Source organism: Sporomusa sp. KB1 (genome assembly GCF_007830295.1).
Classification (GTDB): domain Bacteria; phylum Bacillota; class Negativicutes; order Sporomusales; family Sporomusaceae; genus Sporomusa.
In genome coordinates this window covers 4,981,285-5,005,479 of record NZ_VLKC01000002.1, presented here as the reverse complement: position 1 = coordinate 5,005,479, position 24,195 = coordinate 4,981,285, and the positions used below count along the sequence as shown (strand labels likewise).

Annotated in this window: 24 protein-coding genes, 1 pseudogene and 2 other annotated features; of the genes and pseudogenes, 24 read left to right on the top strand and 1 reads right to left on the bottom strand. The window is 46.0% G+C overall.

What is annotated here, in order from left to right; translation table 11 throughout:
* Positions 1–502: 502 nt before the first annotated feature.
* On the top strand, positions 503–1,876 hold the full coding sequence (locus SALPA_RS27050; protein WP_145101375.1) for a hypothetical protein: 1,374 nt from the start codon (positions 503–505) through the stop codon (positions 1,874–1,876).
* A 94-nt stretch (positions 1,877–1,970) separates the two neighbouring features.
* Here the strand turns inward: SALPA_RS27050 and SALPA_RS27045 are convergent, their stop codons facing one another.
* Positions 1,971–3,113, bottom strand: a complete 1,143-nt coding sequence (locus SALPA_RS27045; protein ID WP_145101373.1) for a glycerate kinase — start codon at positions 3,111–3,113, stop codon at positions 1,971–1,973.
* Positions 3,114–3,605: 492 nt separating this feature from the next.
* On the opposite strand from SALPA_RS27045, the gene SALPA_RS27040 reads away from it, so the two are divergent.
* The 23 genes and pseudogenes from SALPA_RS27040 (at position 3,606) to SALPA_RS26930 (ending at position 23,897) form a co-directional block, all read left to right on the top strand.
* A complete protein-coding gene (locus SALPA_RS27040; protein WP_145101371.1) occupies positions 3,606–4,454 on the top strand; it encodes an AraC family transcriptional regulator in 849 nt (282 codons plus the stop codon).
* Positions 4,414–4,758, top strand: a complete 345-nt coding sequence (locus SALPA_RS30640; RefSeq protein ID WP_222428136.1) for a plasmid recombination protein — start codon at positions 4,414–4,416, stop codon at positions 4,756–4,758. The genes SALPA_RS27040 and SALPA_RS30640 overlap by 41 nt, the downstream gene beginning before the upstream one ends.
* A gap of 122 nt (positions 4,759–4,880) precedes the next feature.
* Positions 4,881–5,215 (top strand) — a binding site (T-box leader).
* Positions 5,216–5,259: 44 nt separating this feature from the next.
* Complete coding sequence (gene trpD / locus SALPA_RS27030; protein ID WP_145101369.1) at positions 5,260–6,300, top strand: anthranilate phosphoribosyltransferase; 1,041 nt, start codon at positions 5,260–5,262, stop codon at positions 6,298–6,300.
* Complete coding sequence (locus tag SALPA_RS27025) at positions 6,285–6,914, top strand: phosphoribosylanthranilate isomerase (RefSeq protein ID WP_370516746.1); 630 nt, start codon at positions 6,285–6,287, stop codon at positions 6,912–6,914. The genes trpD and SALPA_RS27025 overlap by 16 nt, the downstream gene beginning before the upstream one ends.
* The gene (gene trpC / locus SALPA_RS27020) at positions 6,904–7,674 is read left to right on the top strand and encodes an indole-3-glycerol phosphate synthase TrpC (protein WP_145101365.1); all 771 of its coding nucleotides are present in this window, start codon (positions 6,904–6,906) and stop codon (positions 7,672–7,674) included. Before SALPA_RS27025 ends, trpC begins: the two co-directional genes overlap by 11 nt.
* A gap of 16 nt (positions 7,675–7,690) precedes the next feature.
* Positions 7,691–8,872, top strand: a complete 1,182-nt coding sequence (gene trpB / locus SALPA_RS27015; RefSeq protein ID WP_145101363.1) for a tryptophan synthase subunit beta — start codon at positions 7,691–7,693, stop codon at positions 8,870–8,872.
* Positions 8,872–9,663, top strand: a complete 792-nt coding sequence (trpA, locus tag SALPA_RS27010; protein WP_370516724.1) for a tryptophan synthase subunit alpha — start codon at positions 8,872–8,874, stop codon at positions 9,661–9,663. Before trpB ends, trpA begins: the two co-directional genes overlap by 1 nt.
* Positions 9,660–11,150, top strand: coding sequence for an anthranilate synthase component I (gene trpE / locus SALPA_RS27005; RefSeq protein WP_145101360.1), 1,491 nt, complete (start codon positions 9,660–9,662; stop codon positions 11,148–11,150). The genes trpA and trpE overlap by 4 nt, the downstream gene beginning before the upstream one ends.
* A 1-nt stretch (position 11,151) precedes the next feature.
* Positions 11,152–11,721, top strand: coding sequence for an aminodeoxychorismate/anthranilate synthase component II (locus SALPA_RS27000; protein WP_145101358.1), 570 nt, complete (start codon positions 11,152–11,154; stop codon positions 11,719–11,721).
* A gap of 54 nt (positions 11,722–11,775) precedes the next feature.
* Positions 11,776–12,044 (top strand) — a binding site (T-box leader).
* Positions 12,045–12,086: 42 nt separating this feature from the next.
* Positions 12,087–12,923, top strand: coding sequence for a prephenate dehydratase (gene pheA / locus SALPA_RS26995; protein WP_255451384.1), 837 nt, complete (start codon positions 12,087–12,089; stop codon positions 12,921–12,923).
* Positions 12,924–13,027: 104 nt separating this feature from the next.
* Entirely contained in the window at positions 13,028–13,264 is a 237-nt protein-coding gene (locus SALPA_RS26990) for a YkuS family protein (protein ID WP_145101354.1), read from the top strand.
* Positions 13,265–13,564: 300 nt separating this feature from the next.
* Entirely contained in the window at positions 13,565–14,005 is a 441-nt protein-coding gene (locus SALPA_RS26985) for a MarR family winged helix-turn-helix transcriptional regulator (protein ID WP_255451383.1), read from the top strand.
* 215 nt (positions 14,006–14,220) lie between these two features.
* A complete protein-coding gene (locus SALPA_RS26980) occupies positions 14,221–14,832 on the top strand; it encodes a DUF1638 domain-containing protein (RefSeq protein ID WP_145101350.1) in 612 nt (203 codons plus the stop codon).
* Positions 14,833–14,884: 52 nt separating this feature from the next.
* Complete coding sequence (locus tag SALPA_RS26975) at positions 14,885–15,328, top strand: DUF2115 family protein (protein WP_145101348.1); 444 nt, start codon at positions 14,885–14,887, stop codon at positions 15,326–15,328.
* A 550-nt stretch (positions 15,329–15,878) separates the two neighbouring features.
* Positions 15,879–16,553, top strand: a complete 675-nt coding sequence (locus SALPA_RS26970; RefSeq protein ID WP_145101346.1) for a DUF1638 domain-containing protein — start codon at positions 15,879–15,881, stop codon at positions 16,551–16,553.
* A gap of 19 nt (positions 16,554–16,572) precedes the next feature.
* On the top strand, positions 16,573–17,655 hold the full coding sequence (locus SALPA_RS26965) for an NADH:flavin oxidoreductase (protein WP_145101344.1): 1,083 nt from the start codon (positions 16,573–16,575) through the stop codon (positions 17,653–17,655).
* 204 nt (positions 17,656–17,859) lie between these two features.
* Complete coding sequence (locus SALPA_RS26960; RefSeq protein ID WP_255451382.1) at positions 17,860–19,020, top strand: MFS transporter; 1,161 nt, start codon at positions 17,860–17,862, stop codon at positions 19,018–19,020.
* 515 nt (positions 19,021–19,535) lie between these two features.
* A complete protein-coding gene (locus SALPA_RS26955) occupies positions 19,536–20,228 on the top strand; it encodes a DUF1638 domain-containing protein (RefSeq protein ID WP_145101342.1) in 693 nt (230 codons plus the stop codon).
* A 108-nt stretch (positions 20,229–20,336) separates the two neighbouring features.
* The gene (locus SALPA_RS26950; protein WP_145101340.1) at positions 20,337–20,909 is read left to right on the top strand and encodes a DUF2284 domain-containing protein; all 573 of its coding nucleotides are present in this window, start codon (positions 20,337–20,339) and stop codon (positions 20,907–20,909) included.
* A 381-nt stretch (positions 20,910–21,290) separates the two neighbouring features.
* Entirely contained in the window at positions 21,291–21,911 is a 621-nt protein-coding gene (locus SALPA_RS26945) for a DUF3786 domain-containing protein (protein WP_145101338.1), read from the top strand.
* Positions 21,912–22,053: 142 nt separating this feature from the next.
* Positions 22,054–22,272, top strand: coding sequence for a hypothetical protein (locus SALPA_RS30635; protein WP_145101336.1), 219 nt, complete (start codon positions 22,054–22,056; stop codon positions 22,270–22,272).
* Between the two features lie 122 nt (positions 22,273–22,394).
* Positions 22,395–23,101, top strand: a pseudogene (locus SALPA_RS33355) (lactate utilization protein).
* A 187-nt stretch (positions 23,102–23,288) separates the two neighbouring features.
* Positions 23,289–23,897, top strand: coding sequence for a nitroreductase family protein (locus SALPA_RS26930; RefSeq protein ID WP_145101334.1), 609 nt, complete (start codon positions 23,289–23,291; stop codon positions 23,895–23,897).
* The last annotated feature ends 298 nt before the right edge of the window (positions 23,898–24,195 follow it).

Below are 24,195 nucleotides of genomic sequence, written 5' to 3'. Positions count from 1 at the left end.
CCTCCAATATGGGTATTTTGCCCAACCCACCCACTTGGGGGCAAGTTAGGATTACATATTTTTATACCCGAGGTTGGATTGTAGATAAACTTCCGGTTTTGACGTTCGTTGAACAAGTGGCGAGATTAAAATTCAATTAAATTACTATTTTTCTGTTATATTGCGGGTGTTGAATGGTTTATACCTCGATTACATCATACATAATATTATTTTATCGCATTTTATGTATGACGTAAATAATTGATGCGGAAATTGCTCATTAAAGTAATGATAACCCTTTATATTACAAGGGTTATCATTACTTTTGGCAGATGAACGGCTTGAATATATTCGCATCAAACTCAATATAAGCGAGTGGGAATTAGCCTGTACTATACTTTTCAGATCATGACTCAAATATCGCAGAGGCGCTGTTGCCTGAAACCAAGAGTTGTGCTAATATTATATCCGTCCTTACAGGGTTTGCCAAAAAGTAACCCTTCTCAAGTTGGGAGAAGATAAGATGAAATTAATTTGCAAAATCACTCTTTTACTGCTAGCCGTTTTGCATCTGATAAAACCGTTCATTACGATTGATATATCACAGGCACTATTTGTGACCGCACTTGCAGTGCTTTTAACAGGTTTGACTATGATGGGAAAAGGCTTTGTTAAAGCTACCCTGGCCTTCCTGGTACTAGGTACTGCCATGTTGGTTTATTTTGCGCAGCCTATGCAGATTTGGATAGCAGGCGTGAACTCCATGACCAATGTAATTGCCATATTGGTAGTCATGCAGACTTTTTCTATGCCAATAAGAATTGGCGAATATAATGAGGCAATACGCTATTGGCTCAATAAAACTTTCAAAGGTGAGGGCGCACTCTTTTTATTTACTATGGCCGCTACCCATCTATTTACAAGCTTTTTGATGTTTGGCGCTATTCCTGTTATGGTGTCTCTAATGGGACACACTCTAAAAAATTCTGTTGAGAACTATAAACAGTTTATTGCAGTAGCTATTACGCGTGGATATGCACTAACCTCCCTGTGGGCGCCTGGAGCGATTAATCTTTTTCTGGTCATTCAGGCGACTGGTATAAGCTGGTCCGCAGTTTTCTGGCCTGGGGTGGTGTTAAGTATAATTGGTATGGGTATTGCTTATTTTCTTGAATTGAACGGCAATCTAAGCAGTAAAACCAGCCAATCGGCCGCCGCTGATGAAACGGTGACAATTAGTCATAAGCAGGAAGGGCAAAAAGCTCTGCATATCATACTAGTCGTTAGCAGTCTGATTTCACTTACAATGTTTTTTGATAAGCTGCATGTGGGGGCTGCATATAATCGAATTATTCTGGCTGGTTTTGTAGTTATTTCCGTATGGATGGTAAGCTTTATCCGCAACCCGAACACGGGGGCAGTTATCAGCAGTTATTGGCAAGAAGGCGTTTTAAAAACAGCTGATTTAGCCCCGTTTTTTATTGCAATAGGGATTTTTTCGACAGCCTTAGAACATTCCAGCTTTATGCCAATTATCCAAACTGGTTTGCAGCAGCTCGCAGCTTGGTTAGGGATAGCTTCTATTGCCATGATACCGTTATTAATTATTGTTACTGCGGTGCTGGGACTCCACCCATTTGTAACCCTGGTTATGTTTGGAAAAATCCTTACCCTGCTGGCGTTGCCAGTTACTTCGCTTACAGTAGCACTGTGTCTTGCTGTAGGCGGGTCGATATCTTATATGGTTTCTCCTTTTGCCGGACTGGTTATGACAACTGCCAAATTGATTAATGTCAGACCCCGAGATATAGCTATTACTTGGAACTGGCATTTTTGTTTGATTTATTTTGTTGTCGGATTGGTATTTGCATATTATTGGGGTCAGTTTGCCGGATGACTAAGCACTTAAAAGAAGGGTGACCTGCAGATTTCAGGTCGCCCCCGTTGCCCTAGTTACTACTATAAGTGTTACCCGCAGGAAAGAATTAGCCTCACTTTAAAGTAATGCCGATACTAATTAAGCGGCATACTCTGGCAGTTGCGGCTTCAACAAGTGTTGCTGCAGAGTTTATGCATTCTTCAAGTGACATGGGATGGGGAACAATACTCATTACCCCGTCAATACCGTGCTGCAGTACTTGTTCGTGATCTTTGCCAAGACCGCCTGACAGGCAAACAGTGGGAACGGCAAACTGCCTGGCAATTTTGGCTACGCCGACAGGAGCTTTGCCAAAAGCTGTCTGAAAATCCGTATTGCCTTCACCGGTAATGACGAGGCAGGCTTCTTTAACAATATCGGCAAAGCCTGTAGTTTCGAGGACAATTTCTACTCCTGGTCTAAGCTGGGCATTTGTAAAGAACAATAGACCGGCGCCTAAGCCTCCGGCAGCACCGGCGCCTGGTAATTCGGCTACATCCTTGTTGGTGGCTTTTTGGGCGACAACGGCAAATTGCCTGAGGGCAGCATCCAATTCGGCTACTACTTCCGGTGTAGCCCCTTTTTGTGGTCCATATACTGCCGAAGCTCCCTGGGGGCCGCATAATGGATTGTCAACATCACAGGCTACTAAAATAGAAGCCGTTTTTAATCTGGTATCCAGGCCGGAGAGGTCAATGCTGGCAAGCTTAGCTAGAGCTGCGCCGCCATAAGGCAGTTCATTGCCTGACTCATCATAGAATTTGGCTCCTAACGCCTGCGCCATACCGGCCCCGCCATCATTGGTTGCGCTGCCGCCAATACCAATAATAATTTTCAAGATACCCTGATCGAGCGCGGCTTTCATTAGTTGACCTGTACCAAAAGTGGTAGCTAGCCCGGGGTTGCGTTTTGCTTTGGGAACAAGAGGCAGGCCGGAAGCAGCAGCCATTTCAATGATCGCAGTCTTGCCATCTCCTAATAGACCCCAGTACGCTTTTTGCGGTTCACCTAAAGGACCTAGGACATCCTGGCGGATGATACGACCGTTTGTGGCCGTTACTAAGGCTTCAACCGTTCCCTCGCCACCGTCGGCTATTGGCACTTTATGTATCTTAGCGCTGGGAAAAACCGCAAGTATTCCCTGTTCCATAGCTGCAGCCACAGCTACAGCAGATAGGCTGCCCTTATAGGAGTCTGGTGCTACAACAATACGCATTTTCTATCATCACATCCTCAGATAAGATTAACATTATGCTCTTTCATTGTACTAGCAAAGGGAAGTAGATTTCTGAATGAGCCCGGTAGGAATGTCAGGAAACATGGTTTTGACTTCATTGTAGGTTTCAATGTAGGACTTTCTTTGACTCTGTGTCTAAAGCTTCCATTTTTGCAACGTAGTAGTGCGATAAGTCCGCACTAATGGTGAGTAAGTCCTGTAATGTTTCCAGTTTGGTTTTAGTCGGGTCATCAATTTTTACGGATATGGTTTTGGTGATAGTTGGCATAACATATCTCCCTATTGAAATGCTCTATATACTTTAGTATAGACTTATATTTAAACTTTTGAAAGGAGAATTATGCAGTGAAAACTAACGCTACCAGCCATAGCAAGTACAATAGGAACTAATATACCTCCAAATTTTGTCCTTAAAAGGTCGGACAATAGGTAGTATAATTTGCTACAATTACAATCGGGAGGTGAAACAACGTGGATATATTGAAAAGACTTAATGATGCAATTACATATATCGAAGCTCATATTTGTGATGAGATTGATATGGAGGAGCTATCGCATATAACTCTTTACACACCGGATGGGTTCAGTAGATTTTTCAGTTATATAACTGGAATGACACTCAACGAATACATTCGGAGAAGACGGCTCACTCTCTCCGCTTATGAACTACGCGAATCCGATATAAAAGTCATTGATGTCGCTTTGAAATATGGGTATGACAGTGCTGATGTTTTCACAAGAGCTTTTATCAAACAACATGGCATTACGCCGACAAAAGCCCGCTCGTTGATTGCACCGCTGAAAGTATATCCCCCTGCTTCATTTCACATTTGGATTAAAGGAGCACAGGAAATGAACTTCAAAATTATCGAAACGAATGGAATCATACTGTGCGGATTGTCGAAACAATTTTCGGGAACTGCTGGCAACCGTTTTGAGCAGGAACACATAATGTGGGCGAGAGAATGTGACGACTGTCCAAGCAAGTTGTGCAAAGAAATTCCCGGAGTGTGGTACGGCATATGGGACAACGGTCGATATTGGGTTGCAAAAGCAAAAGACGAGGTCGATTTTGACGGACTGGAAGCACATGAAATTCCAAGCGGAACATATGCAGTCTTTACTACTGGGTATGGCGGTTTCGCCGGTGATGAACTACCAAAACTCCGTGAGCAGATATTTGACGCATGGTTCGCGGATTCGGGATATGAACTAATAAGTGATTACGAAGTCGAGGTTTATCACTTGTGTTCACAAACAGAAAAACATAAACGATATTATGAGATATGGATTCCTGTCCAAAAAAAACACAAAACATAAACAGCAACCTGACGCAAAGGTCATTGACGAGCTTGTATTTGATGTAAATACCGCCTACTTTGACCGCAACGGCGGCTATGAATACGCAAAGGAATTTTTCGCGGAAGCCTACCGCTTGGCGGTTCAGGAAGCTGGAGGCGAACAGTACGTTTTGTCGGCGGTCATGCACGCCGACGAGCGTAACCGCGCTTTGTCGGAACAGCTTGGGCGTGATGTGTTCCACTATCATTTGCCTGTGGTGTATTGGGCCGGGTGCTGTTATGATAACGCCGCCGCCCGCCATGAGTTTACTTGCTTCCTTTAGGACACTGTCCTAAGGGCGCGGGGTTTTACGCGCGACGTTATAAAATTATCAATAATAAAAACGAAAAATGGTCTTGACAAGACAAAACTGATGCGCTATACTAACTTTAAATTTACATACTGTAAATAGCTGTGAGCAGGACGAGTACATGTGTACACTTTAGTTCAGCGAGCTGGTGACCGGATTTTCCGGAGGTGTGATGACCGGCCTTGAGAGCATATGGAATGGACCTGTGAGCTGCCCACCAAACGCAAATGCAAGTAGGCTGGGTCGGATGCCACCGTTAACAGGCTAGGGTATCGGATGTATTATATCCCGTACCTGAACAAGGGAAAGTGTTAGGCTTTTCAAATAGGGTGGTATCGCGACCATTTCGCCCCTGGGGTGAAATGGTCTTTTTATTTTCTACCTGCACTTTCCAATTTAGGGTGGTACCGCGAACCATTTCGCCCCTTTTACGGCGAAATGGTTCTTTTTATTTTCTGAAGGAGGCGGAAAGTTATGTTAAAAGACTATCTTTCACAGGCAATTGCTGGTCAAGACTTCTCACGGGAGGAAGCCAGAGCGGCTATGCAGGTAATCATGTCCGGCCAGGCCAGTGAAGCGCAAATAGGTGCTTTTTTAACAGCTATGCGCATGAAAGGGGAAACCAGTTTAGAGGTTGCCGGTTTTGCTGAAAGTATGCGTAGTCAGGCGCTTAAGGTAGAGTGCAGCTCAAATAAAATAATTGATACCTGCGGCACTGGTGGTGACAGGCGGGGGACCTTTAATATTTCAACAGCAGCAGCTTTTGTTTTGGCCGGAGCCGGACTTAATGTAGCTAAACATGGGAACCGGGGCGTGTCCAGCTCCTGTGGCAGTGCCGATGTGCTGAATGCATTAGGAATAAAGCTGGAATTACCGCCTGAAGGCGTGTCTGAGGCTATTGATACGATTGGTGTTGGCTTTATCTTTGCTCCTAGTTTTCACCAGGCCATGAAGTATGCTGTAAAGCCACGTAAAGAACTTGGTTTTCGCACTGTATTTAACTTGCTTGGTCCGCTGACTAACCCGGCCGGCGCAAACTGTCAGCTTATTGGTGTGTATGATCAGGCGTTGACTACCAAGGTGGCTCATGCGCTTGCTGAACTGGGGGTAACAAGCGCCATGGTTGTGCATAGTTTTGATGGGCTTGATGAAATATCAACAGCTTCGCCAACCCAAGTTGCCGAAGTACGCGGTGAGGAAATTCGCTCTTATGTAATTGAACCAGAAGCCTATGGCTTTACGCGATGCACGTTGGCCGATTATCAAGGTGGCACTATCGAAGAAAATGCGCAGATTATCATCAGACTGCTTAAGGGTGAGCAAGGATTTAAACGGGATATTGTGTTGCTGAATGCTGCTGCCGCACTGGTTATCGCCGATGCAGCAGGTGATCTTGAGGAAGGGATTCAATTAGCAGCTAAAAGCATTGACAGCGGCACTGCGTATACCAAGCTGGAAGCGCTGCAGCAGTTTACGCAAAACTACCAGGATAGGGGCGAATTGCCATTATTATAAAAATTTGCGGCATTAGCACTCTGGAAGCAGCACTGGCTGCCAGGGAATTTGGCGCTGATTTGCTGGGATTGGTATTTGCACCCAGCAAGCGACGTATTACGCTGGAACAGGCGCAAAAAATTTCCCGCCAGGTTTCAGGCATTAAAAAAGTAGGTGTATTTGTCAATGCACCACTAAGTGAAGTACAGTCAGTGGCGCGTGAGTGCCGGCTAGACTATGTTCAACTCCATGGCGATGAATCACCGGAGTACTGCTCACAGGTTGGTTACCCGGTTATAAAAGCCTTCCGCATCAGCCCTGAATTTAGTGTAACGGCATTTACTGGTTATCAGCCGGCCTGGACTCTGTTTGACAGCTTTAGCGTCGGACAGCAGGGCGGAACAGGGATAGCTTTTGACTGGCAGCAAGCCCAGGTACTGGTGCAGCAAGCGCCAAGGCCACTATTGGCAGCGGGTGGTTTAACACCGGACAATGTGGCTGAGGCCATTCAGGTCCTTAAGCCGGATGGGGTTGATGTCTCTGGCGGTGTTGAAACCAATGGGATTAAGGATACAGCAAAAATAGAGCGGTTTATTGCCGCTGTCCGAAGAACCGAGGTGCAGTATGTTAGATAAAATTGTAGTGCAAACAAGACTGGCGGTTGCGGCAGCCAAAATGGATGAACCACTGGCGAAAATAGAAAATCAGGTAGTATCAGGCAGCTTTGCCTTTAGCGGGGCAATCAAAAAAGCCGAATGGGCACTAATTGCCGAGTGCAAGCTGGCTTCGCCGGCCAAAGGAACGTTATGTAATAAGTACACAGTGCTTGAATTGGCGCAGATTTATGCCAGTAATGGTGCTACCGCCTTATCGGTGCATACCAATACTGCATTTCACGGCCATATCGACGATATTGCCAAAGTAAAAGCAGCAGTAGAGCTGCCGGTACTCTGCAAGGAATTTATCATTGACGAATATCAACTGTATGCAGCCAGAGCAGCCGGAGCCGACGCTGTACTGCTAATTGCCGCTATATTATCAGATGCTGAGTTGGTGCGCTTTTTGCAAATTGCCAGGGAGTTAGGAATGGACTGTTTGGTGGAAGTGCATACCTTGGCAGAACTTATCCGGGTACAGCAAACGGAGGCCCAACTGATAGGAATCAACAACCGGGATTTGCAGACTTTTACAACTACTATTGCCCAGACCTTCACGTTGTTGAAGCATTGTGAGCCAGACCGCGTGCTTATCAGTGAAAGCGGTATTAAAAACGGGGAAGATGCCCAAAAGCTAAAAACGGCCGGTGTAAAGGGCATTCTGGTTGGTGAAAGCTTGGTTATCGCCAATGATGTGGCTGTTATGACACGTGAACTGGCGTTAAGCGGTTCAAAATAAGAAAGGAGAGGTTGCAATGCCTAATGAAAAGGGAAGGTTTGGACAATATGGAGGGCAGTTTGTGCCGGAAACAGTTATGCCGGCGCTGATTGAGCTTGATGATAATTATCGCAAATTAAAAGACGATCCCGGATTTAAAGCTGAGGTAGAATTTTATTTTAAGGAATATGCCGGCAGACCGACCAAACTCTATTTTGCCGATAATTTAACCAAGCATTATGGAAAGGGGAAAATTTATTTAAAGCGGGAAGATTTGCTGCACACTGGTGCTCACAAAATTAATAATGCGATCGGTCAGGCGCTGTTGGCACGGCGAATGGGGAAAAAACGCATTGTGGCTGAGACTGGAGCCGGGCAGCATGGGGTGGCTTGTGCTACGGTGGCCGCACTGTTTGGCATGGAATGCTGCGTATTCATGGGCGAGGAAGACATGGAACGGCAGGCTCTGAATGTTTTTCGGATGAGGCTGCTCGGAACCAAGGTTATACCTGTCACCAGCGGTACCGGTACTTTAAAGGACGCGACCACAGAAGCTATCAGATACTGGGTTACTAATATTCGGGATACGCATTATATTATTGGTACTGTAGCCGGGCCGCATCCGTATCCGATGATCGTCAGGGATTTTCAGGCGATCATCGGTCAGGAACTGGCAGCGCAGATTGCCGAAAAAGGGGAAAATCTAAAATATATAGTAGCCTGCGTTGGCGGCGGCAGTAATGCCATGGGAATCTTTTATCAGTTCCGGGATACTGCCTCAGTCACCAAAATTGGTGTTGAAGCTGCCGGCAAAGGGTTAAATACCAACGAACACGCGGCATCGCTGACTAATGGCAAACCAGGAGTACTTCACGGCGCTTTAAGTTATTTGCGCCAGGATAGTGATGGTCAGGTAATTCCGGCTTATTCGATATCAGCCGGCCTGGATTACCCTGGTGTCGGGCCGGAACATTCCTTCTTCAAGGATGCCGGCAAGGTACAATATACGGCAGTTACAGACAAAGAAGCGTTAGCCGCCTTTCAACGGCTGTCACGGGTGGAAGGCATCATTCCGGCAATGGAAAGCTCCCATGCGCTCGCCTATTTAGAGCATTTAATGCCCCAGACCGAAATAACAGATGCGATTGTTGTCTGTTTGTCTGGACGCGGGGATAAAGATGTACAGATGGTATCAAATGTATTGGGGGGGTTAGCATAATGAAGCTAGCAGAAAAAATGCAGGATTGTAAGTCATCTGGCCGCAAGGGGCTGATTATCTATATAACAGCCGGCTATCCTGACTATAATGCGACATTACAGGCCGTCAAGGCAGTAGAAGCAGCCGGTGCCGATTTGGTTGAGATAGGGTTGCCATTTTCTGATCCAATGGCTGACGGTCCCATCATCCAGAAGGCGGCTGCGCAGGCATTAGCCGCCGGGGCTACTGTTGACAAAACGCTCAAATTGGTAGAACAGCTTACTAAGGAAACGAAAATTCCCCTGGCGATTATGACCTACTATAATATCGTATTACAGTATGGGATTGACAAATTTGCCGCCGACTTTGCCAAGGCGGGTATCAGCGGTCTGATTCTTCCTGATTTGCCAATAGAAGAATCTGCTGTTGTTGAACCTGCATGTCAGCAGGCGGGAATTGATTTAATCAGGTTTATTGCGCCGACTACGACACCGCAGCGGTTAAAACCCATTTGCAGTCAGGCGTCTGGCTTTATATATTGCATATCAAATACGGGTGTTACCGGTGTGCGCCAGATTGATTATAGCCAGCTTGCACCGCTATTGGCTGATGTGCGCAAGGAAACCACAGTGCCGCTGGCGATTGGGTTTGGTATCGGCACTCCGGAAGCTGCGTGTCAGGCAGCCAACTATGCGGATGCGGTTATTGTTGGCAGCGCGGTTGTGGATCGTTTGGCAAAACAAGGTGTTGCCGCTGTGCAGGAGTTTACCAGTACGCTTAGGCAGGCACTTGATAGGGGGGTGCAAGGATGAAAGCATTTCCCGAAAAAGAAGAATTTTGCCGGTTAGCGGCAACCTACTCCGTGATGCCGGTAAGTGTTGAGTTGCCAACCGATATGGAAACTCCGGTTTCTCTGTATTATAAACTGGTAGGCGATGAGCCGGGATTTATCTTAGAAAGTGCCCAGACCGGCAAAAACTTTGGCCGCTATTCCTTTATTGGAACTAGGCCGTTGGCTACATTTACTGCCTATAGCAACAAGGCTGAACTCAGTTTTGGTGACTGTATTTTTAAAGAGCAAGGGCAGCCGCACCGATTGCTTGCTGATTTTTTGCAGCAGTTTTCCATGCCGGAAATGCCGGAATTGCCGTCATTTGCCGGTGGTGCGGTGGGCTATGCCGCTTATGAATCAGTGGCTTCCTGGGAACGGGTATGTGGTCTGACAATACCAGATGACTTGCCGCTCATTGAATTATTGGTTTGTAAATATATCATTGTTATGGATCATCTTACTCATTGCACGCAACTGATCAATTTGGTACACCTTACCCCCGAAGTTCAGGCTGCGGCGGAATATGATCAGGCACTGCAGGAACTGGAAGAGCTTGTGGCTAAACTCAGCCAGCCTGTCATTTTGCCTGACGATCAGTCCGCTCAGGACAGCCAATCCAATGTAAACTCGGTTGAACTACATGGTGAGGAGGACGAAGCTTTCCGTAAGCAGCAGTATATCAACATGGTAGAACAGGCTAAAGAATATATCGCAGCCGGAGATATTTTTCAGGTTGTGTTATCGCGTCCCTTTCATTACAAGTTGACCCAGCACCCATTTGCGCTATATCGCCGGTTACGGCAGGCTAATCCGTCGCCGTATATGTTTTATATTAATTTTGGCGAAAAGCAGCTTGTTGGCGCATCCCCGGAACGGCTAGTCAAGCTGGAAGATGGTAAGGTGCTGACTTGTCCGATTGCCGGTACACGCCGCCGGGGCAAAACTCCGGCAGAGGATGAAGCGTTGGCTGCCGAATTATTAGCTGATACTAAGGAATGTGCAGAACACTCGATGCTGGTAGACTTGGGTCGCAATGATATTGGCAGGGTCAGTCTGCCAGGAACCGTTACGATTGACCGGATGATGGAAGTGGAAAAATACTCCCATGTCATGCATATTGTATCAGAGGTATCAGGTCAGGTTGATCCTAAGTTTTCCGCGGTTGATGTGCTGGCCGCCTGCTTTCCGGCAGGTACGGTAAGCGGCGCACCAAAGGTACGGGCAATGGAAATCATTTATGAGTTGGAAGGCGACAGCCGTGGCCCTTATGCCGGTGCGGTAGGATATTTTGACTTTCGGGGCAATATGGATACCTGCATTACCATCCGCACATTAATTATTGATGGTCAGCTGGTTACTGTACGAACAGGGGCCGGGATTGTTGCCGATTCTGTGCCAGAGATGGAATATAAGGAAATCATGCATAAAGGCAGAGTTTTAATGCAACTCATTGAGGAGGCTGAGTGACATGATTTTGTTGATTGATAATTACGATTCATTTACCTATAATGTGTACCAGTATGTAGCCAATCTGGACTATCCAGTGTCTGTCATCCGCAATGACAAGATAACACTTGAGGAAATAGAGCGTACAGATTATAGCGGGATCATCATTTCGCCAGGACCGGGAACACCTGCTAAGGCCGGGATATGCAAAGCAGTTATTGCCCGGTTTGCAGGCAAGATTCCAATACTGGGAATCTGCCTTGGTCATCAGGCTATTGGTGAGGTGTTTGGCGGCAAGGTTATTCGCGCGCCACAGCCGGTGCATGGCAAGGCCGAGTATATTATTCACCGGGGAAAGGGAATTTACAAGGATTTGCCCAAACCTTTTGCGGCTGGTAGATATCATTCGCTAATTGTTGATAAAACCGGATTGCCTGACTGCCTTGAAATTACGGCTACTTCACAGGATGGTTTAATTATGGGGCTTAGACATAAAGAATTCGAGGTAGAAGGGGTACAGTTTCATCCTGAGTCAATTCTCACACCACAGGGTAGTAAAATTTTGGAGAACTTTCTTGTGAAGACAAGATAAAGTAGATTGTACTTGAATAAATACCAATAGCATGCTATAGTAAAAAAAATAGCAGTAAAGACTAAGAAGAGGAAAAGTAGGTATACTGATTTCTTCACAGAGAGCCGGGAGGCTGAGAACCGGCAGGGATTGGTCTACTGAAGTTCGCCTTGGAGTTGCTTGCTGAAATCTGGTCTGACAGGAGTCGCAGATGGTAGGTGTAGCCGGAACCCTTCACCGTTATCAATGAAGGAGAGTATCGGCGTTAGCCCGTACTTTACAAGGTGATTCGCCGTTAGGCGGATAACAAAGGTGGTATCGCGAGAGTTGCTCTCGTCCTTTTCAGGGACGGGAGTTTTTTATTTTATACTGGAGGGATGATGATTATGGCGAGGACAGTTGGTTATCTTGGCCCGCAGGGAACATATTGTGAAGAAGCCGTTTTACACTTATATGGTAAAACAGATGTTTGTCTGAAACCGTTTACTGGGATTGATGATGCCATTCGGGCAGTCGGGTCAGGTGCAGTGGATGAAAGCATTGTGCCTGTGGAAAACTCACTGGAGGGTTCTGTCAATATTACATTAGACACTATGGCGCATGATGTTAATCTATATATTACAAAAGAAATTGTTTTGCCTGTTAGACATAATTTGTTAATGAAAAAAGGCAGTGAAGAAATTGCCGTCATTGTGTCTCATCCCCAGGCCCTGGCTCAATGCCGAAAAACACTGGGAAAACTGTATCCGAAAGCTAAACTGAAACCAGTTGAAAGCACTGCCGCCGCGGCCAGAATAGTGGCAACAAGCGATGGGTTATGTGCGGCTGTAGGTAGTTTACGGGCCGGTGAATTTAATGGATTAACAGTTGCAGCAAGCAATATCCAGGATATTGCTTCTAATTCCACCCGCTTCATCGGTTTGCAGCGGCAGCCGATTGTCTGTAAACCGGGAAACTGTAAAACGACACTAGTCTGCCAGATTAATGGCGAGCATCCAGGCAGCTTGTATAATCTATTAGGGGAATTTGCCCAAAGACAGGTGAACCTAATGCGGATTGAGTCCCGCCCTGCCCGTACTGGACTGGGTATGTACATCTTCTTTCTCGATATCGAAGGCAATGCAACTGAAAGCAATATTGCTGCCGCAGTTAGTGCGATTGAGAAAAAATGCTTATGGTATAAAAACCTTGGTTCCTATCCCGTCTATCATGTTGAGAAATAGGAACAGGGGACCAAAGTAATTTGGGGATTCGATACCATACCTGATTTGTAAAAGTAATGGAAGGCTTATATTTGGGCAATAATAAGCTCAAAGGAGGTGTTCTTGTGGCAAAAAAGGTAGCTGTAGAAGATAATTTATCAACAATTAAGCAAGCACTGGAAAAGAGTGGCTACACGGTTGTAAGTCCTACGAGCAAAGACGGTGGTATAATGGCGTGTGTAGTAATGGGTATGGATAACAACCTAATGGATATTCAAAATACTATTACTAAAGCTCCTGTTATTGATGCGGCAGGTATGACGCCTGAGCAGGTAATTTCCCGCATTGAATCGCTTCAATAGTAAGTAAAGTAAGTAAAGCCCTTTCGCGCAGGCGATAGGGTTTTTTATTAGCAATTTGCCAAACAGCATCTCCTGGTTTTACGTAGACCGTCGCACATGTAGTGGTATTAGAAAACGCAAGTGAAATAGCCAAATGGGTAGGGTAATAGCTAAAAAAAAACAAGAACTAAAGATAATATTCAATACTGTGTTTTATACATAATTTTGTTTTAGTATTGACAAGCGTTGTTATAGACTATATTATATTCTATAACAACATGAGTGTATATACACAATAGTAAATAATATAGGAGTGCAATAGTGAAACATGTCGATGGATACTACCCCAAAGCCCCTAGTCTATGCTTGTGTCTTAACATACGTAGGGCTTCCCGGGCAGTAACTGAATTTTATGAGAAGATTTTGGAGCCAAGCGGGCTTAAAGTTACACAATATTCATTATTGCGTCATCTTGAGCAGGTAGAGCCGGTAAAAATTACCGAACTTGCCAAAATCATGCGCATTGATCGGACTACTTTGAACCGGAATATGAAACCGCTTACTGAAGCTGGCCTGATTGAGGTTAATACGGGTCAAGATCCCCGTTCGAGGGAAGTTACTCTTACCAAGGCAGGCAAGATGGCGTTGACAAATGCAACAGTATTATGGGATCAAGCGCAGGCTTCGCTACAGGAATATTTGGGGGACGACAGCAGGCACTTTCATCATTTGATTTCTAAACTGGAAGCGCTGGTGCCGTAACTTTTTCGTCCTGAAAGAAAATATAACGTTAGTTTTGATAAGGACAACATCGGCTTGCGATTTCTCCTAATGCTCGGCGAGCCGTGTTTTCTTTTTTAAAAATAGTGCATATACACGCAAAAAACTATATAAAGGGTGCTATATGTGTTTCAACTGCCTGAAAAGCTGTCCCATTGGATTGTCTTAGCGGATAAACGACAGGAGGTCATCCTTTCATGAAAATATGTCTTCTGGGCTGCGGGATTTACCAGCCGGAACTGGAACAGGCTTTAGCTCAGATTAAAGTGGAAAAGCTGTTTGATTGTGAATTTACGGTAACCTATCTGCCGATCAATCTGCATATCGATTTGAAAAAACTGAAAACGGCTGTCCTGGAGGCCTTGGATGCTGCAAACGCAGACCGGATTATTCTGCTCTATGGTTCGAAATGTCATCCTGAGTTTGATTTATTCCTGCAGGATTATCCAATCGTCAGGTTTGACCAGTCCAACTGTGTTGAACTGGTTATGGGCGAAGGCCTGCCGGAGAGTGGGATGGATTCCCGGACTTTTTACCTGACTTCCGGGTGGATGCTTAAATGGCGGGAACTTTTTGATCCGGGCTGGGGTGTGGATGAGGTTGCCATAAGACAGAGTTTTGCCTGTTATGACCGGATATTGTTTACCGATACCGGTATCGGTGAGATCAGTGATGAACAGCTACTGGAATTTTTTGAATATACCAGGGTGCCTATTGAAGTTCAGAAGGGAAGCTTGGACGAATTTAAGAAAAATATTGTGGCAGCAATCCGGCAGGCTATAGCAGCGGCAGAGCAGAGACCAGCATGACAAATCAGGAGTTGCTCCATGTGTTAAAAAAAGAAGCCGGTGTACTTTGGTTATGGCAGAAGTTGCCCCGGGAGTTTCGGACAACGGACCAGCACCGCAACCTGGCAAACGGCACCGGTATCTTGCCAACCAGGTGGCTGAGTACAATCGGCAGACACCGCAGGAGATTAAGAGCAGAGACAGTGTCGATGTGATAGCCGACATTGATCTTGAAGTCTTTAATGAGTTTACGTTGCTGCTTACCCAATATCTGGCAGATAATGCCCCCGGTCAGGAAAATTTACAGAGATATGTCCGGCTTACTGCCACCTATCTTATCTTTATCGCCCGGAAGCCTTTGCACCCGCCGGGCCTGCTATTTGCAGACGGGCAACGATTGACTGCCCATGGAAATACGTTTTACTGTCCGGTCAAAAGCCGACAATTACCTGGCGTGCCGTCGGTGTGCCAGTACTGCGTGAGCAGAGATATCAGCGAAATGCCAACAGGACAATAAGCTTACGCTAATAAAGCCGTTTCATCCCGGCTGGGAATGAAACGGCTTTATTAGGTTTTAAGGAATGAACGTTTAATTGCCGATCCGGAACCAGGTGACATACATCGTAGGTAGTACGAGCAGGGTTAGAATGGTTGCGACCAGCAGGCCGCCGGCGGTCCCGGCCGAATTAGGAGTAATGAGCAATGCAGGATAAATCAATAGAGTTGCTGATTGACGGGCTCATAGCGGGTAGTTCGGAAAAGTAAAAAAACTCCAGCCAGTGAATAGTAGTCCTTTTCAAAGTGCATCTAGGGGGTCGGGGGTGATTCTAACTCACGCTGTAAATAAGGCATTGGTCAAATTTTGACTAATGTCTAATACTATTTCGTGGCATGTAAATATAAGGATGTTCCACTTTTATAAATGATTGACGAAGCTTGCGGGGAAGCAGTATAATAATAACGATTAGAGTGTATGTACACCTTAAAGCGATGACAAGACGAATTGTGCCGCTAGCGTATCTAGTGACCCTCTTTACAAATTGTTAGGAACATGCTGCGGAGGCTATATGACAATTAAAATAATTGCCTGTGAGGTCATGCGGGAAGAACTTCTTACCGTAAAAACCAAGCAAAATATCGAAATTGAAGTCGTTCCGATGGGGCTTCATTCGCATCCTAAGAAACTGCATTGTGAGTTGCAAAGGCTGCTTAATGATTCGGTGGGATACGAAAAAATCATTCTGGCGTTTGGTCTCTGCGGCGGGGCTGCCAAGGGTTTACAAGCAGGGGCTAACCCATTAATTATACCGCGGGTTCACGATTGCATATCCCTATTTTTGGGATCGAGAGAACGATATGACTGCCTAAGCAGGGAAGAGCCCGGTACTTTTTATTTTACATGTGGCTGGACGACTGCCGGGAAAGATCTTTTCTTCGCACGGCAGCGAATTATGGAAAAATATGGCGAGAAAAAGGCGCTGCGCATTCTTTCCAGAATGTACGACGGTTACCGGCGCATTTTATTTATTCGTACAGGCTGCCAAGAAGAGGAACGCGGTCTGAAAAAGTCGTACGAGCAGGCTGAAATACTAAACTTACGGCATGAGACAATACCTGGCGATCTTTCATACATTGGCAAATTGGTCAATGGTCCTTGGCGCCGGGACCTGTTTATTCACATTGCGCCCTATGAAACAGTCCGGGAAGAACACTTCGGACTTGGTGCAGGGAAAGTAATATAAAAAAAAGGAGCGAAAACAAATGAAATCATTGTTTGACCAGACACAGTTAGCGGGGATGACGCTGAAGAACAGATTTGTACGTTCGGCTACGTACGATGGAGTTTCAGATGAAAAGGGGCACATGACGGAAGAACTGTTTCAGGTTTATGAAAAGCTGGCCAAGGGTGGAGTCGGCGCCATTATTACCGGTCTGACCTATGTAAGCGATTTGGAAGAATCCTATCAAGCTCAGATGGGTATCTACGATGATTCATTTATCGAAGAATATAAAAAACTGACAGAGATGAGCCATCGGTATAATGCCAGGATTATTGTTCAGTTAGTCAGTCTTGGTTCTCAAGCTTCTCCCGGTACAAGCGGGAAAGTTATGTGGGGGCCAAGCGCAGTGACAGACCTGGGGTTAAAAAACACCCCTCAGGAAATGACTGCGCAGGATATCCGCCAGGTTCAGCAATCATTCGCCGAGGCGGTTCTCCGGGCCAAGAAGGCCGGGTTCGACGGCGTTCAGATGCATGTGGCGCATGGCTACCTTTTAAGCAAATTCCTGACGCCCTATTATAACCGCAGAAGCGACAGCTATGGCGGCACTATCGAAAACAGGGCAAGAATGGTTCTGGAAACATACCAGGCAATCAGGGACAAGGTGGGCCCTGACTATCCTGTTCTTATCAAAATCAACTGTGATGATTTCATGGAGCAGGGACTGACCTTTGCCGACTGCAAATATGTGTGCCACAAATTGGCCGAACTCGGCGTAAGCGCGATTGAAATCAGCGGCGGCACACCCTCGTCGCGGCCCGGCGAAGGAACGATCCGGAAGGTTACGGCTGAGCAGGAACCGTATTTTAAGTCGTATGCCGCGGAAATCGCACAGGAGATTAAGGTGCCGATCATAGTAGTGGGCGGCAACCGGCAGGTAGGCCAACTGACGGAAATTATAAACCAAACAGGGATTGAATATATCTCCCTCTGCCGCCCGCTGATCCGTGAAAGTGACCTGATTAACCGCTGGCAGGCTGGTGAAACAAGTTCGGCAAAGTGCATTTCGTGTACTAAATGTTTTCGTCTTGATGGAACGTGCTGTATTTTTGATCAACAATAATTTCGACCGCAAGTGCTGGAATTTGAAAAGATGGCATCTGAAATGATTCGGTGCCGTCTTTTCTATAGTTGTTGCAAGGCTACTTGCCGCAGAGAGCAATTTATGCGAGATGGCCTTAACCGGACGCAAGGAGGTTTATATCTGCATACCACGCAAGAAACGAAGGCTGCCTGGCGATTAATGCTGAGTGCGGCAGCTATTTTGATGATTACGATGGGGGCCAGGCAGTCAGTGGGACTGTTTGTCACCCCGCTGGATGCGGCTACGGGTCTGGGCATTGTCTCGATTAGCTTTGCCCTGGCTATCGGCCAGTTTGTGTGGGGCCTGGCCCAGCCCATATTCGGCGCCATTGCTGACAAAAAAGGCCCCTACCATGTACTCGTTTTTGGCACATTCCTGCTGGCGGGCGGTACGGCACTGACGTCCCTGGTACAATCGGAATGGGCCCTGGTGGCGACAATGGGTATTTTAAGCGCGGTCGGTGCGGGGGCCGGCAGTTTCCCGATCCTGATCGGGGCCACCAGCGGACGGCTGCCGGCCGAAAAACGGGCGTTCGCCGGCGGTTTTATCAATGCCGGCGGCTCGCTGGGCCAGTTTATTTTCCTCCCTTTATTACAAGCTATTATTAGCGGCTTCGGCTGGGTAGCGGCCATGCTTACCATGGCAGCTACCGCTCTGCTGAGTATTCCGCTGGCCGCCGTGCTGTGCGGACAATCAGCGGCACCTCTAGCCGCAGCCAATCAGTCTGCGGGCGGATTGGCTGCGCAAGTCCGGCAAGCATTGCGTAATCCCAGTTATTTGTGTCTGCACGCCGGGTTTTTCACCTGCGGCTTCCATGTGGCTTTTCTGGTCACCCATTTGCCAGGCGAAGTATCGTTATGCGGCCATTCGGCCAGTGTATCGGCCACATCGCTGGCACTCATCGGTTTGTTTAATATTGCCGGCAGCCTGGCAGCCGGCGCGCTGGGCAACCGGTACCGGATGAAATATATTCTGGCCGTTATGTACGCCAGCCGCGTCGCTATGATTGCCCTGTATCTTTTGGCTCCTAAAACGCCGCTTACCTTCTATATCTTTGCCGCCGGACTGGGGTTCACCTGGCTGGCGACGGTGCCGCCCACAGCCGGGCTGATAGGCAAGCTGTTCGGCACGCGCTATATGGCTACCTTATTAGGCCTGGCAATTCTTACCCATCAGATCGGCGGTTTTCTGGGGGCATGGTTGGGTGGAATCGCGGTGGCTCATGACGGCAACTACCAGTGGATGTGGTATGCCGATATGCTGCTTGCCGGTGTTGCGGCCTTGGTGAATTTGCCGATCCGGGAGGCTGAAGTTTCTGTCGAACCGGTAACGGCGCATAGGTGAGAGAGAAGAAATAGGCTTCCAGCTTGCTCACTGGTAAAAAAACCACTTCAAAAACCGTTCCTCCGGCTGACGTCACGGTTCCGATAAACTCGCTGAACCATAACCGGCGTTTCGGTCATTTTTATTCCGGCGTTGACACACGTGAATCGTCGTTCCGTCCGGAGAAATCGGTGGTACCCCCAACGCGAAATAAAGTGATACTATAGGCTAGGGTTGTATTTATTAGGGACAATGGCCTTTCCATCAATTTGCATGAAAAAATTCCATGTGCTCATACTTCAATTAGTCTTTTGGAAACTGATATTCAAAATTTTCAGGAAAATACGCAAATTTAGGGTATTTTATGGATGTTTGACTGATAATTTATGCATAAAATAAGCAGCAATTTTTGCATATTCTGTATAAGACTAATTGAAGGTGCTTATATAATCTTCTTGACCGGAAATTTTTTCAATGGTATACAAAGTTTTTAGAGAAGCTCAAGTAAAAAAAATATATATGGAGGGAGTGGAGTTATGAAGTCAATCATCATCACCTGTCGTACCCTCAAAGCAGAAGTTGATAAGGCAATTGAGGAAACCAGTTGTAACTATTCGTTATTAACCCTTGAATCAGCACTGCATAACGAACCAGATAAACTGAGAGAGGTCCTGCAAGCAACACTTGATCGAATTTCCAATGTAGATCAGGTGTTGCTGATGATGGGCTTCTGCGGTAATGCGATCCTTGGACTCAAGCCGGAAGGGTTCAACTTAGTTGTTCCCAAGGCCGATGATTGTATAACTATATTGCTTGGGTCACAGGCCAGGCGAACCGAAGTCCAACGCGATATGCCGACACTCTTTTTTTCAAAAGGCTGGCTGGATAGTTCTCAGCTGATGGAAAGAACGGTATTTGGGGAATACGAGCGAATTTTGCAGCGCTATGGTAAAGAGAAAGCCCAAAAAATATCGCAAATTACCTTTAAGCATTATAAGCGGATAGGGTTAATCGATACCGGCTCTTTCGAAATGGAAGAAATGCTTGAAAAGTCGCAAAAATATGCGAACTTTCTGAAATTAAGGTGTGGAATCATTCCCGGTACGATTGATTACTTGAAAAAGATTCTGATCGGTCCATGGGATGAAGATTTCATTGTTGTTAATTCCGGGGAGACAGTCACACTTGAACACCTTTTCGGCAAACAAACAACTAATCCACCAGCTTAGAACTATTTTTAAGCGGGAAGACATTCAGTCGGTTGGTAATACAGCAATATTGAATTTCCCGAAATAGAATAGTAAATATAACAAAAAATTCAGGAGGTTTAATCAATTATGGAAATTAATTTTAATGAGTTAGTACAAGATGCCCTTGCGTTACAAGCAGACCATGCAGCAATTGCTGAAGTATCGAAAATTAAGTTTGTTGAAGAGTTTCGAAAAGCCTGTGAGCAAAATACCTGCAGAAGATATAACACAAATTGGATGTGTCCACCTGCAGTTGGTCCAATTGGCGAATTAATAGCCAAGGTCTGTAAGTATAAGCAAGGATTGTTATTTCAGACGGTGCACCAGTTAGCCAGTTCCTTAGACTACAAGGGAATGCTGGCGGCAGGGGTCGAACACGAAAAGCGATTCCGGAAAATAGTTGCTAATATTGAAAATAAATATCCGTCACTTGATATGCTGCCATTGAATGCCGGTCCATGCCTGTATTGTCCCAAATGCGCGTATCTGGATAATGAGCAATGCAGGTTTCCTGATAAGGCAATTTCTTCCGTAGAAGCACATGGGATAGACGTAATGAATTTGGAAAAGGTATGTGGAATTCCCTATTATAATGGTAAAAATACCGTCTCCTATGTCGCTCTTATTCTCTTTAATGGGACCAGCGAGGGACAGGGGTAACCTACCCTAACGGATGTAACCATCTATAAGTGGAGTATAGAGAAGAGAAGGAGTGACCACGAAGCACGTTAACCACCTGGCTAATGAGAAGAGGCTTTTATAAACGCCTTGACGTGGCTTGCAGGGGAGCAGTATAATAACTACAGTGTATATACACCTTGAAGCGATGACAAGACGAATAGTGCCGTCTTTACAAATTGTCAGGACATGCTGCGAAGGCTATAACAATTAAAATAATTGCAGATGGTGTAAGTTACAGCTGTTGGTAGCAAAATTGAACTTTGATAGTCTATCCCTTTTTCTTGTTAATTTAGTGCATATACACCAAAGATGGAGGGAATATTTCAATCGGTTTTAAGTCCATAAAAAAGGAGGTTGCCAATGGAAACGAATTATCGCATAGCATATGATAAAGGATGGCGGGATTTAAAGAAGAAGGTACCCGAAGAGATCGTCTCTAGACGCTCAGTGTCCTACTGCAGCAGCAATCGCCAATTCACCATGCCATTTTTTAATTCAGAGTATATTCTGGACTGCGACAATGAAACCATTACCAGAAAAACCGACGGGCAGATTCCTGAGATTATAGCATCCATAATAATTCTTAACTACCTATCATTCTCAGACACATCCCCTGAGCTAGACCAAAAATGGGTATCCCTAAAAGAAATACCTAACGGTGGAGCGCTCTTTTACCCTGCATTTCGAAAGAATGCAGTTGAAGTTCTAATCAGAACCTTTGGGAATCAGACCCAAGAGCTATTGACCTGTGCGGCTGCTTTGGGAGGTCAGCCAGCGTCATTGGGCAGTGCATCCGTTGTTTTTCATGCATTTCCCGAAATACCTATATGTGCAGTTATGTGGGAAGGTGACGAAGAAGTTCGGGCCAATGCCACTGTTCTTTACGATCCTTCCATTGCGTATCTATTGCATATTGAAAGCCTTATCGGCCTTGGCATGTATCTTTCGGCAAAATTAAAGCAGTTGGCGAGTTCGCTTTGACTAGCATAAACAGACCAGTCTACATAAACTGGAGGTGGTTATTGAGGTTAGTCTTGAAGAAATAATTCTCCAAGACTAACCTCAATTTATGCATAAAAACTGGTAGACAGAAAGCTTCTGCAGATAACCCGGCAGTAGCGACGTGCGGGTATCAACCCATTGGGATCTAACGCTAAGGTCGATCATCGGAGCCAATAAAACAGAGTGGAAGGAATGGAAATATAAGGAATTCGCGCTAGACTTAGGCTACAGCCAGGTGGGGGTTACCACGGCGGACAGCTTTTCCGAGTATGCTGCGATCATGCCATCAGTAAGGCGGGTAAGGATAATGCCATATGTTCGCATTACGTGGAAGAAATGAAAGTAAAGTATGCCCCCCGTTATGGCTGCGGCAAATGCCAGACAGCCGTGCCTTGTGAAGGGCGGAATCCCAGGGGGATCGGGGGGATACCGGCGATATGAAATGACTTAACGGCAACGACTATGAAGAAACCACATAACTACTGGTTATTCAAAATTAAACACTGGAGAAAAAGGAGAAATGAAATCATGCATGAATTAACGCAGTGGCACAATGATGTTCTTGGGCAAAGGGCGGTAGAGGCACTGACAAAGCATAATTTCAGCGCGTATTATTTTGCGGACCGTAAAGAAGCTGTGGATCAGATTATGCAGCTTATTCCGCCCGGCGCCACCGTGGGCCTGGGAGGCTCCCGGACTGGGATGGAACTGGGACTTTGGGAATTGCTGGCCGGGCGGGGGCATGAAATATTCAACCACAATCAAGAAGGATTAACACCGGAAGAACGCGTTGAAAAACGCTATAAGAGCTTACCTGCGACATATTCCTGACCGGTGCGAACGCGATCACTCTGACTGGTAAAATCGTGAACCGCGACGCTTTCGGGAATCGGGTAGCTGCGATGATGTTCGGACCGAAAAAAGTCATCATTATTGCTGGGACTAACAAAATAGTCAGGGATTTCGAGGAGGCCGATAAGCGGAGTAAGATGTACGCTGCTCCCATGAATGTCAAGAGATACGAAATGAAAAATCCCTGTTTGAAGACTGGTGAATGCATGGATTGTAATAGTTCTACGCGAGCCTGCAATATCACGACCGTTTTAAGCAGACGGCCGCCGCTGACCGAAATTCACATCGTTATTTTGGGAGAGGACTTGGGTTTTTAGCAGTAGATGGCCGCAGCTTATTTTGCGAGAAGGGTATATAGGATTAACATGCTGAGAAACTAAAAGCACAAACTGTCGTTAGGCGGTAAAGGGGAGATGCGAGAATTTGGTGCCGGCTACTGGAATAAGATAAATGAATCTGCAGTAGTTTTGCATATAAGCAGAAAAAATAAAAGGGGGATTTACTATGGAATTTATGGAGGTTATAAAAAAAAGGCACAGTATCCGTAAGTTTAAATCAGAACCGGTTTCCCAAGAAGCCATTGAGAGCATTTTGGAAGCGGGAAGGCTCGCTCCGTCCGCCAGCAACCTGCAGGCCTGGCGATATATTATTGTTAAAGATGCCGGCGTCCGTGCTAAATTGGCTAAAGCATCGCCGGTCTCGTTTTTCAGCACGGCACCGGTAATCATCATATGCTGTATTGATCAGGAAGTTATGCGTTCACAGGGGGCACGGTACCAGGAACTGCAGGAGGCAGGTGCTTTTTTGGGCGTGAGCATGCCCGCCGATGAGGTGGAAGCCCTTCTGAAAAAAATGCGGGTCGATGAGTTGGCAATCCGGGCGAACCTGGCATTCAATGCAGCCATATCCATAACCCATATGGACCTGCAGGCGGTGGATTTGGGGTTGGGAACTTGCTGGATCGGCTTATATGACGGTGTCGTTTTAAAAGAACTGTTAGACATTGATGACCGTTATCATATTGTCAATGTATTGCTTGTCGGTCATCCGGACCAGGCGCCGGCGGCCAGACCGCGCGTGAAAAAGGAAGATATTGTTATAAAAGAGTTTTAAATTGATAGTACTAAAATGACTAAGGAGAAGCAAGGGGGACCTGAAGTGCGTCCCTTATGGCAGGCAGGACAGATGTTATAATTTCTAATCAGAGCTTGCTTCTTCTTGGTTGTAAAATTCGTCGATTTTGGACCGCCTGATGCTTTACATCAGGTGGTTTTTTGGTGTGCCCGGTGGACGCTTACTAGTTGGTGAAAGTCCGTCCTTTTTGGTTTCGGTAAGACAGTCGATCTTAGAAGCTTCATGTCAATAATTTAAATGTCAAAATGAAACTGATTTACCAGGCGAGACATATTTT